General features: G+C 73.6%; 10 protein-coding genes. 4 read left to right on the top strand and 6 right to left on the bottom strand.

The window, feature by feature from the left end:
- Positions 1-106 precede the first annotated feature (106 nt).
- The 3 genes from ppdK to ACFY0O_RS14585 all read left to right on the top strand — a co-directional run bounded on the left by ppdK (position 107) and on the right by ACFY0O_RS14585 (position 4832).
- On the top strand, positions 107-2815 hold the full coding sequence (gene ppdK, locus ACFY0O_RS14595) for a pyruvate, phosphate dikinase (protein WP_388946954.1): 2709 nt from the start codon (positions 107-109) through the stop codon (positions 2813-2815).
- A 410-nt stretch (positions 2816-3225) separates the two neighbouring features.
- The gene (locus tag ACFY0O_RS14590) at positions 3226-4254 is read left to right on the top strand and encodes an ArsR/SmtB family transcription factor (protein ID WP_388946952.1); all 1029 of its coding nucleotides are present in this window, start codon (positions 3226-3228) and stop codon (positions 4252-4254) included.
- Positions 4255-4424: 170 nt separating this feature from the next.
- The gene (locus ACFY0O_RS14585; protein WP_388946951.1) at positions 4425-4832 is read left to right on the top strand and encodes a VOC family protein; all 408 of its coding nucleotides are present in this window, start codon (positions 4425-4427) and stop codon (positions 4830-4832) included.
- A gap of 9 nt (positions 4833-4841) precedes the next feature.
- Here the strand turns inward: ACFY0O_RS14585 and nirD are convergent, their stop codons facing one another.
- Genes nirD through ACFY0O_RS14570 form a run of 3 tightly spaced genes read right to left on the bottom strand, consistent with a single transcriptional unit; the run spans position 4842 to position 9059 of the window.
- The gene (nirD, locus tag ACFY0O_RS14580) at positions 4842-5174 is read right to left on the bottom strand and encodes a nitrite reductase small subunit NirD (protein WP_388946949.1); all 333 of its coding nucleotides are present in this window, start codon (positions 5172-5174) and stop codon (positions 4842-4844) included.
- Positions 5171-7696, bottom strand: a complete 2526-nt coding sequence (nirB, locus tag ACFY0O_RS14575) for a nitrite reductase large subunit NirB (protein ID WP_388946948.1) — start codon at positions 7694-7696, stop codon at positions 5171-5173. Before nirB ends, nirD begins: the two co-directional genes overlap by 4 nt.
- A gap of 1 nt (position 7697) precedes the next feature.
- Positions 7698-9059: an NAD(P)/FAD-dependent oxidoreductase gene (locus tag ACFY0O_RS14570; protein WP_388946946.1), complete on the bottom strand. Its 1362-nt coding sequence runs from the start codon at positions 9057-9059 to the stop codon at positions 7698-7700.
- A 195-nt stretch (positions 9060-9254) separates the two neighbouring features.
- Between ACFY0O_RS14570 and ACFY0O_RS14565 the strand changes: the two genes are divergently transcribed.
- Complete coding sequence (locus ACFY0O_RS14565; protein ID WP_358893002.1) at positions 9255-10031, top strand: TSUP family transporter; 777 nt, start codon at positions 9255-9257, stop codon at positions 10029-10031.
- A gap of 54 nt (positions 10032-10085) precedes the next feature.
- Here the strand turns inward: ACFY0O_RS14565 and ACFY0O_RS14560 are convergent, their stop codons facing one another.
- From ACFY0O_RS14560 to ACFY0O_RS14550, 3 genes are all read right to left on the bottom strand, one after another.
- Complete coding sequence (locus ACFY0O_RS14560) at positions 10086-10685, bottom strand: GNAT family N-acetyltransferase (RefSeq protein WP_388946945.1); 600 nt, start codon at positions 10683-10685, stop codon at positions 10086-10088.
- Between the two features lie 44 nt (positions 10686-10729).
- Entirely contained in the window at positions 10730-11359 is a 630-nt protein-coding gene (locus ACFY0O_RS14555; protein WP_388946944.1) for a class F sortase, read from the bottom strand.
- Positions 11360-11855: 496 nt separating this feature from the next.
- Entirely contained in the window at positions 11856-12398 is a 543-nt protein-coding gene (locus tag ACFY0O_RS14550; protein ID WP_388946942.1) for a hypothetical protein, read from the bottom strand.
- Between the last annotated feature and the right edge of the window lie 211 nt (positions 12399-12609).

Raw genomic sequence — 12609 nt, 5'->3', positions numbered from 1 at the left:
TGGTTACGGCCCCATGACCGCCAAGTGGACGTACCGATAAGCCTTCGATCTGGGTATGTTCCTGGCCGTCAGGGCAGCCACCCGAGTCCTCGAGGAGTCGAGACCCGTGTCGGAAAACAAAGATCAGAAGTTCGTCTACGACTTCACCGAGGGCAACCGGGACCTCAAGGACCTTCTCGGCGGCAAGGGGGCCAACCTCGCCGAGATGACCAACCTCGGTCTCCCGGTCCCTCCCGGCTTCACCATCACCACCGAGGCCTGCAAGGTCTACCTCGACAGCGGTTCGGCCCCGGCCGAGCTGCGTGACGAGGTCAGCGCGCACCTCGCCGCCCTCGAGACGAAGATGGGCAAGAAGCTCGGCCAGTCCGACGACCCGCTCCTGGTCTCCGTCCGCTCCGGCGCCAAGTTCTCCATGCCCGGCATGATGGACACGGTCCTGAACATCGGCCTCTCCGACGAGTCCGTGGTCGGCCTCGCCGCGCAGGCCGACAACGAGCGCTTCGCCTGGGACTCGTACCGCCGCCTGATCCAGATGTTCGGCAAGACCGTCCTCGGCGTCGAGGGCGAGCTCTTCGAGGACGCCCTCGACGAGGCCAAGGCCGCCAAGAAGGTCACCGTCGACACCGACCTCGACGCCGCCGACCTCAAGAAGCTGGTCAAGGCCTTCAAGAAGATCGTCGCGAAGGAGGCCGGCCGCGAGTTCCCGCAGGACGCCCGCGAGCAGCTCGACCTCGCCGTCGAGGCCGTCTTCAACTCCTGGAACACCGACCGCGCCAAGCTCTACCGCCGCCAGGAGCGCATCCCCGGCGACCTGGGCACCGCCGTCAACATCTGCTCCATGGTCTTCGGCAACCTCGGCCCCGACTCGGGCACCGGCGTCGCCTTCACCCGCGACCCCGCCAGCGGCCACCAGGGCGTCTACGGCGACTACCTGCAGAACGCCCAGGGCGAGGACGTCGTCGCGGGCATCCGCAACACCGTCCCGCTCGCGGACCTGGAGGCCATCGACAAGGCCTCGTACGACCAGCTCATGACGATCATGGAGACGCTGGAGACCCACTACAAGGATCTCTGCGACATCGAGTTCACCATCGAGCGCGGCCAGCTGTGGATGCTCCAGACCCGCGTCGGCAAGCGCACCGCCGGCGCCGCCTTCCGCATCGCCACCCAGCTCGTGGACCAGGGCCTGATCGACGAGGCCGAGGCGCTCCAGCGCGTCACCGGGGCCCAGCTGGCGCAGCTGATGTTCCCGCGCTTCGACGAGTCCGCCAAGACCACCCTCCTGGGCCGCGGCATCGCCGCCTCCCCGGGTGCGGCCGTCGGCAAGGCCGTCTTCGACTCGTACACGGCCGTCAAGTGGTCCCGCTCCGGCGAGAAGGTCATCCTGATCCGCCGCGAGACCAACCCCGACGACCTCGACGGCATGATCGCCTCCGAGGGCATCCTGACCTCGCGCGGCGGCAAGACCTCGCACGCCGCCGTCGTCGCCCGCGGCATGGGCAAGACCTGCGTCTGCGGCGCCGAGGAGCTCGACGTCGACACCAAGCGCCGCCGCATGACGGTCGGCGGGCAGGTCATCGAGGAGGGCGACGTCGTCTCCATCGACGGCTCCACCGGCAAGGTCTACCTCGGCGAGGTACCCGTCGTGCCGTCCCCGGTCGTCGAGTACTTCGAGGGCCGGATGCACGCCGGCGCCGACGACGCCGACGAGCTGGTGGCCGCCGTGCACCGGATCATGGCCTACGCCGACCGCGTCCGCCGCCTGCGGGTGCGCGCCAACGCCGACAACGCCGAGGACGCCTCGCGCGCCCGCCGCTTCGGCGCCCAGGGCATCGGCCTGTGCCGCACCGAACACATGTTCCTCGGCGAGCGCCGTGAGATGGTCGAGCGCCTGATCCTCGCGGACACCGACTCCGAGCGCGAGGAGGCACTCAGTGCCCTCCTGCCGCTGCAGAAGAAGGACTTCGTCGAGCTGTTCGAGGCGATGGACGGCCTGCCCGTCACCGTCCGCCTCCTGGACCCGCCGCTGCACGAGTTCCTGCCCGACATCACCGAGCTGTCGGTGCGCGTCGCCCTCGCCGAGTCCCGCCAGGACGCCAACGAGAACGACCTGCGCCTGCTCCAGGCGGTGCACAAGCTGCACGAGCAGAACCCGATGCTGGGTCTGCGCGGTGTCCGCCTCGGCCTGGTCATCCCCGGCCTGTTCGCCATGCAGGTCCGGGCGATCGCCGAGGCCGCCGCCGAGCGCAAGAACGCCAAGGGCGACCCGCGCGCCGAGATCATGGTCCCGCTCGTCGGCACCGTCCAGGAGCTGGAGATCGTCCGCGAGGAGGCCGACGCGATCATCGCCGAGGTCGAGGCCGCCACCGGCACCAGCCTCAAGCTCAGCATCGGCACGATGATCGAGCTGCCGCGCGCCGCGCTGACCGCCGCCCAGATCGCCGAGGCCGCGCAGTTCTTCTCCTTCGGCACGAACGACCTGACCCAGACGGTGTGGGGCTTCTCCCGCGACGACGTCGAGGCCAGCTTCTTCACCGCCTACCTGGAGAAGGGCATCTTCGGGGTCTCGCCCTTCGAGACCATCGACAAGGACGGCGTCGGCTCCCTCGTGCGCCACGCGGTCCAGCAGGGCCGGGCCACCCGCCCCGACCTCAAGCTCGGCGTCTGCGGCGAGCACGGCGGCGACCCCGAGTCGGTGCACTTCTTCCACGAGGTCGGCCTCGACTACGTCTCCTGCTCGCCCTTCCGGATCCCGGTGGCGCGCCTGGAGGCCGGCCGGGCCGCCGCCGAGGCCAAGGGCTCCGACAGCCGCTGAGCCCGGCCCCCTGACAGCGCCCGCCCCCGGTTCCCTGACTGCCGGGGGCGGGCGCTTCCCACTGTGCGGAAGACCCCTGGGCCTCACCCGGCCGGGTTTCGCGAAATATTCAACGAAGTCATTACGGCGCCAGGCGGCGGACGGATCCCCACCCGTCCGCCGCCTGCCGCCTATCCGCCAGGCACGTCGGCGCTTCCCGGTGCGACCGACCGCCAGGCCCCGCAAAGCCCCCCACGGCCTTCACGGAGCGTTTCGGTCGCGCCGGAGTGTGCCTGGCGGAGTACAGGATTTCGCTTGTCACGCCCCTGCCGAAAGGGGTTTCAACTGTGGCCGAAAGGGCGTGGTGACCACGTGTGACGGCGTGCATACTCGTGGGGCGGGGGGATTGCGGTTGCACAGGTGGGGGTTCGGTGCTGCGTATCCATTTCACTGGAGTGGACCTGGCACGCGTACGGATGGCAGGGCGTCCCGATGCGTTGTGGGAAACGATTCTTAGTTTTCATCGCTTAAGAGACCGGCGTGACGCCCGGCTGTTCGGCGAATGGCGTACGGAAGCCCGGAGCCGGTTGAATGGTGAAACAAGGCTGCTGAGCGCGCTCATACCGGCTCGCGGCTATTTCCCCGATTTCCTGACCCCCTCCGAGGGCCAGTACGGGTGGGACGTCGGCCTCGACGCCCTGCGCGGGCTCCCCGCGGACCGGCTGCGCCACGAGCTCTCCCTCGTGGGCGCGGGCGCCGCCGCGGGCTTCGGCGCGGCCTTCGGGACCCCGCCGCCGACCCGGCTGCGGGAGTTCATGGACGGCGGCACCAAGTACCTGCCCCGGCTGCTGGGCGAGCTGCGCGGCTACCACCGCGCGGCCGTGGAACCGTACTGGACCCACATCCAGGCCCAGATCGAGGCCGAGCGGGCCGCACGCGGCCGCGCCCTCCTCGACGGGGGCGCGGACGAGCTGCTGGCCTCGCTGCCGCCGATGCTGCGCTGGCGGGCGCCGGTGCTGGAGTGCGAGTACCCGGTGGACCGGGACGTACGGCTGCGGGGGCGCGGGCTGCTGCTCCAGCCGTCGTTCTTCTGCCGGCGCACCGCGGTGACCCTCCACGACCCGGAACTGCCGCCGGTGCTGGTCTACCCGGCCGCCGCCCAGCTGGCCGGCGCCGGAGCCGGCGGGGAGGCCGCCCGGCCGGCCGAGGAGCAGCGCCAGCGCACCCTGGGCAAGCTGGTGGGCCACACCCGCTCGGTGGTGCTGCGGGCCATCGGCGACGGGGCGACCACCAGCGAACTGGCCCGCCGCGCCGGGGTCTCCCTGGCGTCGGCGAGCCAGCACGCCTGCGTGATGCGCGAGGCGGGCCTGGTGACCACCCTGCGCCACGGCAACGCGGTCCTGCACACGGTGACCCCGCTGGGCGCGGCCCTCCTCAAGGGCGGCGCGGTGGTCTCCTGAAGGATCGGTTCACCTGAAGCGGCGGCGGCCCCTCCGGCCGCCGCCGCTTCGGCGGCAAAAAAATCCCGCGCCCGGCGATGAGTTCCGGCGGCGCCCCCGGTCTACCCCTCGACAGCAGCGAACGGAGCACGCGCACCGCGCGGCCCGCCCCAGAGAGAAGAGACGCCGGGATGTCCTCCACCATGATCTTCGTCAACCTGCCCGTCAGCGACCTGGAGGCCACCAAGGCGTTCTGGGGCAAGCTGGGCTACTCCTTCAACGCCCGGTTCACCGACGAGAACTGCGCCTCCATGCCCATCTCCGACACCATCGTCGCGATGTTCCTGACCCACGGCCGCTACAAGGACTTCACCCACAAGGCCATCGCCGACGCCCGCACCACCTCCGAGGTGCTGGTCTGCCTGAGTGCCGAGAGCCGCGACGCGGTCGACGAGCTGGTCGACGGGGCCCTGGCGGCCGGGGCCACCGAACCCCGCCCCGCCCAGGACCACGGCGTCATGTACGGCCGGGCCTTCGACGACCTCGACGGCCACACCTGGGAGATCATGTGGATGGATCCGTCCGTGGTCCAGGGCTGACCCTCCGCCTCACGAGGTCGCGGCGGTCCGCACCGGGTAGGTCCGGACCGTCACCTCCTCGTCGTCCAGACAGCGCCCCGACTCCAGGTCGAAGCGCTGCTTGAGCAGCGGCGAGGCCACGAACGCCCGGCCCGCCGACCAGCCCACCAGCCCGCGCGAGAGCACCTGCGCACCGGTGAAGGGGTCCTGGTTGCCGATCGCGTACGGGCGCCCCGCGCGGTCGACGAACACCGCCGCCTGGCTCCCGTCCGGGAGCAGGGCCGCCACCCCGCGCCCGGGGACGAGCGAGGACAGCTCGCACACCGTCAGCCAGCCTTCGGCCACCCGCAGTTCCACCGTCATCGGACCGGACCTCCCAGGGTCAGGACGGCCAGGTCGGGCTTGACCTGGTCGCGTTCGGGGACGAAGCGCACGGTCGGGTCGGGGGCGCCGGGCGCGTTCACGAAGGACACGAACCGCCGCAGCCGGTCCGGGTCCTGGAGGGTCTCGGCCCACTCGTCGCGGTAGTGGGCCACGTGCTCGGCCATCAGCGCCTCCAGCTCCGCGCACAGCCCGAGCGAGTCGTGCACCACCACGTCGCGCAGGTGGTCCAGGCCCCCCTCCAGCCGCTCCAGCCAGGTGGAGGTGCGCTCCAGCCGGTCGGCGGTGCGGATGTAGAACATCAGGAACCGGTCGATGAGGCGCACGAGTTCGGCGTCGGAGAGGTCCTGCGCGAGGAGGTCGGCGTGGCGGGGGACGGCTCCGCCGTTGCCGCCGACGTAGAGGTTCCAGCCGTTGGCCGTCGCGATGACCCCGAAGTCCTTGCTCTGCGCCTCCGCACACTCGCGGGCGCAGCCGGAGACCGCCGACTTCAGCTTGTGCGGGGCGCGCAGGCCCCGGTAGCGCAGCTCCAGGTCGATGGCCATCCGCACGCTGTCCTGGACCCCGTAGCGGCACCAGGTCTGCCCCACGCAGGACTTCACCGTCCGCAGGGCCTTGCCGTACGCGTGCCCGGATTCGAAGCCGGCGTCGACCAGCCGGGCCCAGATCGCGGGCAGCTGGTCCACGCTCGCGCCGAACAGGTCGATCCGCTGGCCGCCGGTGATCTTCGTGTAGAGGCCGAAGTCGCGGGCCACCTCGCCGATCACGATCAGCTTCTCCGGGGTGATCTCGCCGCCCGGGATCCGCGGCACCACCGAGTACGAGCCGTTGCGCTGGAGGTTCGCCAGGAAGTGGTCGTTGGTGTCCTGGAGGGCGGCCTGCTCCCCGTCGAGGACGTAGCCGCTCGCGCCCACGGCCGGGGCGAGCGAGGCGATGATCGAACCGACGGCGGGCTTGCAGACCTCGCAGCCCTCGCCGCCCCGGGCCTCCGGCCGGCCGTGCCCGTCCAGGAGCTCCCGGAACGAGGCGAGGCGGCGGGTGCGGACGATCTCGTACAGCTCCGCCCGGGTGTGCGCGAAGCAGCCGCACAGTCCCGGATCGGCGGCGGGCGGCAGCAGCTGCCCGAGCACCTTGACGCAGCCGCCGCAGCCCGTCCCGGCCTTGGTGCACTTCTTGACCTCGGCCAGGGTGGAGCAGGCGGTGATCGCCGCCTTGGTGACGTTGTGGCAGGAGCAGATCACCGCGGTGTCGGGCAACGCGGCCGGGCCCAGCTGCGCGGCGGGGCCGAGCCCGGCGGGCAGCACCAGCTGCTCGGGGGCGATGGGCGGGACGCTGCCGGTGAGCGGGCGCAGCGTGCCGTAGGCGTCGGCGTCGCCGACCAGGACCCCGCCGAGCAGGACGCCGTCGGCGGACAGGACGAGCTTCTTGTAGATCCCGGAGCGGGAGTCGGACCAGACCACGTCCAGGCTGCCCTCGGCCGTGCCGTGCGCGTCGCCGAAGGAGGCCACGTCCACGCCGAGCAGCTTCAGCTTGGTGGACAGGTCGGCGCCGGTGAACTCCCGTTCGCGGCCCAGCAGGTCCTCGGCGGCGGTCTCGGCCATCTCGTAGCCGGGCGCGACCAGGCCGTAGACCCGGCCGTCGACGGCCTGCGCGCACTCGCCGATCGCGTACACGCGGGGGTCGGAGGTGCGGCAGCGGGCGTCGACGGAGATCCCGCCGCGCTCGCCGACGGCCAGGCCGCAGTTCCGGGCGAGCTGGTCGCGGGGGCGGACACCGGCGGAGAAGACGACGAGTTCGGTGTCGAGGGACGAGCCGTCCGACAGGCTCATCCCGGTGACCGAGCCGTCCTCGCCGGTCAGCACCGCCTGGGTGCCGACGCCGGTGTGCACGGTCAGGCCCATCTCCTCGATGGTGCGCAGCAGGGCCGCGCCGCCGCCCTCGTCCACCTGGACGGGCATCAGCCGCGGCGCGAACTCCACGATGTGCGCGGACAGCCCGAGGCCCCGCAGGGCGCCGGCCGCCTCCAGCCCGAGGAGGCCGCCGCCGACGACGGCGCCGGTCGTGCGGGTCTTCGCGTACTCCTCGATCGCGAGGAGGTCCTCGACGGTGCGGTAGACGAAGCAGCCGCGGGCGTCCTTGCCGGGGACGGGCGGGACGAAGGGGTAGCTGCCGGTCGCCAGGACCAGCACGTCGTACGGGAAGACGCGCCCGGAGCGGGAGGTGACCGTACGGGCCTCCCGGTCGACGGACTCGGCGGGGTCGTCCAGGTGCAGGTCGATGCCGTGCTCCGCCATGAACCCGGCCGGAGCGAGGGAGAGTTCCTCGGGGCTGGTGCCGGAGAAGTACGAGGTGAGGTGCACCCGGTCGTAGGCGGGCCGGGGCTCCTCGCAGAGCACGGTCACCCGGTGCGTGGCGGTGGCCCCGCGTTCGGCGAGCGCCTCAAGGTAGCGCTGGCCGACCATGCCGTGCCCGATGAGCACGATCGCGGGCTGGGGCTCGGTCATGTCAGTGGCCTCCGTCGTCGGTGAGCAGGTGGAACGTGTCGTGCGGGGCGTCCAGGGACTCGTCGCCCGCCCAGGTGCGGGCCAGGGCCCCCACGGTGGAGAGCTCGCCGAGCAGGACCCCGCCGACGAGCCGGTCGCCGCGCAGGACGACCTTGCGGTAGGTGCGGCGGGTGGCGTCGGCGAGGCGGACCACGTCGTCCCCGGGGAGCGGGGTGGGGTCGCCGAAGGCGGCCAGGTCCAGGGGGCGGTCGGCGCCGCCGAGGGTGAGCCGGGTCAGGGCGCGGGTGCCGGTGTAGTCGGCGGGGGAGCCGCAGAGGGCGGCGGCGAGGGCGTCGGCCTGCTCCAGCGCGGGGCCGGCCAGGCCGTACAGGCGACCGGCGTGCTCGGCGCAGTCGCCGATGGCGTGGACGGCCGGGTCGCTGGTGCGCAGCCGGTCGTCGACGACCACGCCCTGGCGGACCTCCAGCCCGGCCGCCCGGGCCAGTCCGGTGCGGGGGCGGACGCCGCAGGCGATGACGACGAGGTCGGCCGCGAGGCGGTAGCCGTCGGCGAGTTCGACCCCGATGACGCGGCGGCCCTGGCCGGGCGGGGTGCCGGTAGCCGCTGCGCGGAGCCGTCTCCCCGCCCCGCCGTTCCCCCGGTCCCCGGGGCTGCGCCCCGGACCCCGCTCCGGGCGCTGCGTGGCCGGTGCGCTCACCTCCCCGCGCGGCGGCTCCGCAGGCGTGGTCGCCAGCCCCCTGACGCGGCACGCGGTGTGGATTTCCATCCCCAGCCCCACAAGGTGCTCCCGCAGCAGCGCCGAGGCGTCGGCGTCGAGCTGGCGCTCCATCAGCCGCTCCGCCTGCTGGGCCACGACCACCTGCGCACCCCGCGCGGCCAGCGCACGGGCCGCGGAGACGCCCAGGAGGCCGCCGCCGATCACCACAGCGCGCAGCCCCGGCCGCACGGCCGCGTCCAGGGCGAGGCAGTCGTCCATGGTTCGGAACGCGTGCACCCCGTCGGGGAGTTCCCCGCCGCCGGGCGGAAACAGCCCGCGCAGCGGCGGCAGCACCGGGTTCGAGCCGGTGGCCAGCACGAGGACGTCGTACTCCGGGGCCGTGCCGTCGTCGCAGCGCACCCGGCGCGCGTCACGGTCGATCCGTACCGCCCGCACCCCCCGCCGCAGCACCGGCCCGGGAGCCGGCAGCGCGGCCACGTCGGGCGTGTACCGGCCGGCCAGCACCTCCGCCAGCAGGACCCGGTTGTAGGGCGCGTGGGACTCCTCGCCGAGGACGGTCACCGCGGCGGAGGGGCCCAGCCGCGCGGCGAGCCGCAGGCCCGCCAGGCCGCCGCCGATCACCACCACACGCTGCTTCGAGGTCATGGAACGAGCGTGCGGGGCGGCTGTTTCCCCGCCGCATCGCTCCTGTTACCCGGACGGAACGCCGCCCTCAGCGCCTGCCGCTGCGGCCGGTGAGGCGTCCGGCGGGCGGTGGGGCGGGGGCGTGAAGCTCAAGCTTCGCGCAACTTTCCGGGAATCGATGCGACCTGCATCGATCCGCTCCCTAGGGTCGGGTCCGTGCCTGACATATCAACGACCATGATCATCGTGCTGTGCGCGGCCGCGGCGGCGGCCGGCTGGATCGACGCGGTGGTGGGCGGCGGCGGACTGCTGCTCCTGCCCGCCCTGCTGCTCGGCCTCCCGCACGCCCAGCCCGCCGCCGTCCTCGGGACCAACAAGGCGGTGGCCATCGTCGGCACGGCCGGGGCGGCCGTCACCTATGTCCGCAAGACCCCCGTGGACGTGAAGCTCGCCGTCCGGATCGGGCTGGCCGCGCTCGCCGGGTCGGTCGGCGGGGCGGCGCTGGCCGGCGGGATCAGCAAGGACACGATGCGGCCGCTGATCATGGGCGTGCTCGTGGTGGTCGCGGCCGTCGTGATCTTCAAGCCCGGCTTCGGCGCCGCCCCCTCCGCCTCGCCCGTCTCCCGGCGGCGGGTCCTGCTCACCATCGCCCTCGCCGGCCTGGGCATCGGCTTCTACGACGGCCTCATCGGCCCCGGCACCGGAACGTTCCTGGTGCTGGCCCTCACCGCCCTGCTCCACCTCGACCTGGTCACCGCCTCCGCCACCGCGAAGATCGTCAACTGCTGCACCAACGCCGGGGCGCTGGCGATGTTCGCCTACCAGGGGATGGTGTTCTGGCAGCTTGCCGCGCTGATGGCCGTGTTCAACCTGGCCGGGGGCATGGTCGGTGCCCGGATGGCGCTGAAGAAGGGCAGCGGCTTCGTCCGGGGCGTGCTGCTGACCGTGGTCGGCGCGCTGGTCGTCAAGCTGGGTCTGGAGCAGTGGGGGTAGGCGGCCTGGGCCGAAGCGGGCGCGGGACCCCGGGGTCGCGCGCCCGCCGGTGCGTCAGGCCTGCGGGGCGCGGCGCATCACCCAGAGGGTCGGGCCGCCGCCGGGCAGCTGGGCCTCGCCGAGCAGGGTGAAGCCGAAGTGCTCGTAGAAGGGCACGTTGGACTCCTTGGAGGACTCCAGGTACACCGGCAGGCCCGCCGCGTCGGCCTGGGCCAGGCCCGAGCGCAGCAGCGCGGCCCCGTGACCCTGGCCCTGGCCGGCCGGGTCGGCGCCCAGCACGGCCAGGTACCAGTGCTTCTCCGGGGGCGCGTGTTCGGCGGCGGCCACGATGCCCTCGCGGAACACCCCCGCCCGGTCGCCGAGCACGGTGGCGAGCTCGTCGAGGGTCTCGTCGTCGGGCAGGGCGCGGCCGTCCGGCGCCACCCAGAAGGAGGCGGCCAGGTCGGTGCGCTCGCACACGCCGTGGCGGCCGTAGTGCCGGGTGAGGAGCGTCTCGAAGTACCGGGCCATGCCCTCCTCGCGGGTGGCCCCGTCGGGGAAGAACCAGCACATCATCGGGTCGTCGGAGAAGGCGCGGGCCAGGCTGCGGCCGATGTCCGCGGCGTCGTCGGCCGTGGCTGCCCTGGGCGTGTTCGTTGTCGACATACGGGTCATTCTGCAAGCCGATGATCTTGGTCGGGACGGTGGGGTGCCGGGTTTCAGTAGGTCCCGGTGAGATGGGCGAAAACGACCACGTTGCCCTGGTAGCCGGTGCGCGGGGAGAAGCCGCCGCCGCAGGTGATCACGCGCAGCTCGGCGCGCGGCGACGGCCCGTACACGCGGCGGTCCGGGAAGGACTTCGCGTCGTAGACCTCGACCGCGTGGACGGTGAACACCGCCGTGCGCCCGTCGGCGCGTGCCACCTCGATCGCGGCGCCCCGGTGCAGGGCGCCCAGGTGGTAGAAGACCGCGGGGCCGCTCGCGTTGTCCACGTGGCCCGCGACCACGGCGGTGCCCGTCGCGCCCGGGGTGGTGCCGTCCCGGTACCAACCCGCGAGGTCGCCCCGGGCGGGCGGCGGCACCTCAAGGCTGCCGTCGTGCTCCAGGCCGAGCCCGGTGAGCGGGGCGTCCACGTGGATGGACGGGATCCGGATCCGGGTCGGCGGGGAGCCGGGCAGGGCGGCGATGCTGCCGGGGTAGCGGGCCTGCGCGCTCAGGGCGTCGGCGGGGGAGGGCAGCGGCGGCCGGACGGTCTCGCCGGAACCGCTGGTCACGAGCCATACGCCGACGCAGGCGGCCAGCGCCACCAGCCCGACCTGCCCGCGCCGCCCGGGGCGGCCGGGGCGCATGGCGTGGCCGGAGTCGTGGCCGGGACCGCCGTGTCCGGCGGAGCGCCGGAAGCCCGTACCCGTCCCGGAGGCCCGGAGGGCCCAGCGGCCGGCACCCGCGCCGCCGGCCGCCCAGGGCCCCGGGCCCGTCTGCGGGCCGGAGGTCCCCCCTACGCCGACTGCCGCGTTTGAGCCCGCGCCGGAACCCGGGGCCGTCCAGGGGCCCGGGCCCGTTTGCTTGCCGGAGGCCGGCCCTGAACCCGTGCGGGATCCCGGGGCCGTCCCGGGGGCCGGGGCCCCGTCCGTGGCGGGGCCGGGGCGGTGGTGTCGTGCGGGGCCCGTGGCCCGCGGAGCGCGGTCGCCCCGGAAGCCCGGGAAGCCGGCCATGCCTCGTACCCCCTCGCCTCGCCGTGGACAGGAGTGGCCGTCGCCGGCCCCGCGAACGGGGGGACCTCGCGGGGCGGGCGACGGGGGGCGGTACCGGTCGGACCGCGGCCTCGGCCGCGGTGGGCGCCCGTCAGCTCCGCGTGCCGCTCGCCCGGCGACGCAGGAGCCAGGTACCGCCGACGGCGGCCGCGGCCAGCACTGCCGCTCCCGCCGTGATCTTGGCCGGATCGGTGGTGGTGGAGGTGCCACCGCCCACCCCGGTGCGCACGTGCCCCTGGGGGCCGTGCTCGGTGACGACCAGGTCGCCGGTGGCGAACTTGCCGTCGGCGCAGGTGGCGCCGATGCCGTACTTCCCGGGCCGGATGTCCCGGGCGACCTGGAACTGGCCCGCCACGACCTCCTTGTGGGTGCCCGGCGTCAGCTTGAACCGGCCCCCGCCCACCGTGGTGGCGTCGCCCTCGGCGTGGCCGCCCGGGCCGCAGGCCTTCGTGTTCACGGTGACCGTGGTGCCTGGCACGGCGGATTTCGGCCAGACCTCCAGCACGGCGAAGTCCCCCGGCGCGAAGGGGGGCATGCCGAGGTCCGCGGCGGCCACCGCTCCCGCGACCGGGCCGGCGAAGGCGGCGGCGGTCAGTGCGGCGGCGGTCAGCGCGTGGGCGGTCCTGCGGCGCATGCGTCACTCCAGGGGACACGGGGTCGTGTCTTGAGGAAAACCGGGCCGCCCGGCAACCGCCTGCTGACCCCTCGTCAGATCCCGTTCCGGGCGCCCCCGGGAACGGGATCCGTGCACGTCACAGGCCCCGCGCGGCCATCCGGGCACCCCCACCCCGTCCGGGTGACACCCGCCCCTCAAGCGCCCCGCTCAGGCCTGCGGCAGGGTCACC

Source organism: Streptomyces sp. NPDC001594 (assembly GCF_042893675.1).
Taxonomy (GTDB): domain Bacteria; phylum Actinomycetota; class Actinomycetes; order Streptomycetales; family Streptomycetaceae; genus Streptomyces.
Note: the sequence above shows the minus strand (reverse complement) of the source record. Positions and strands in the feature narration are given on the sequence as shown.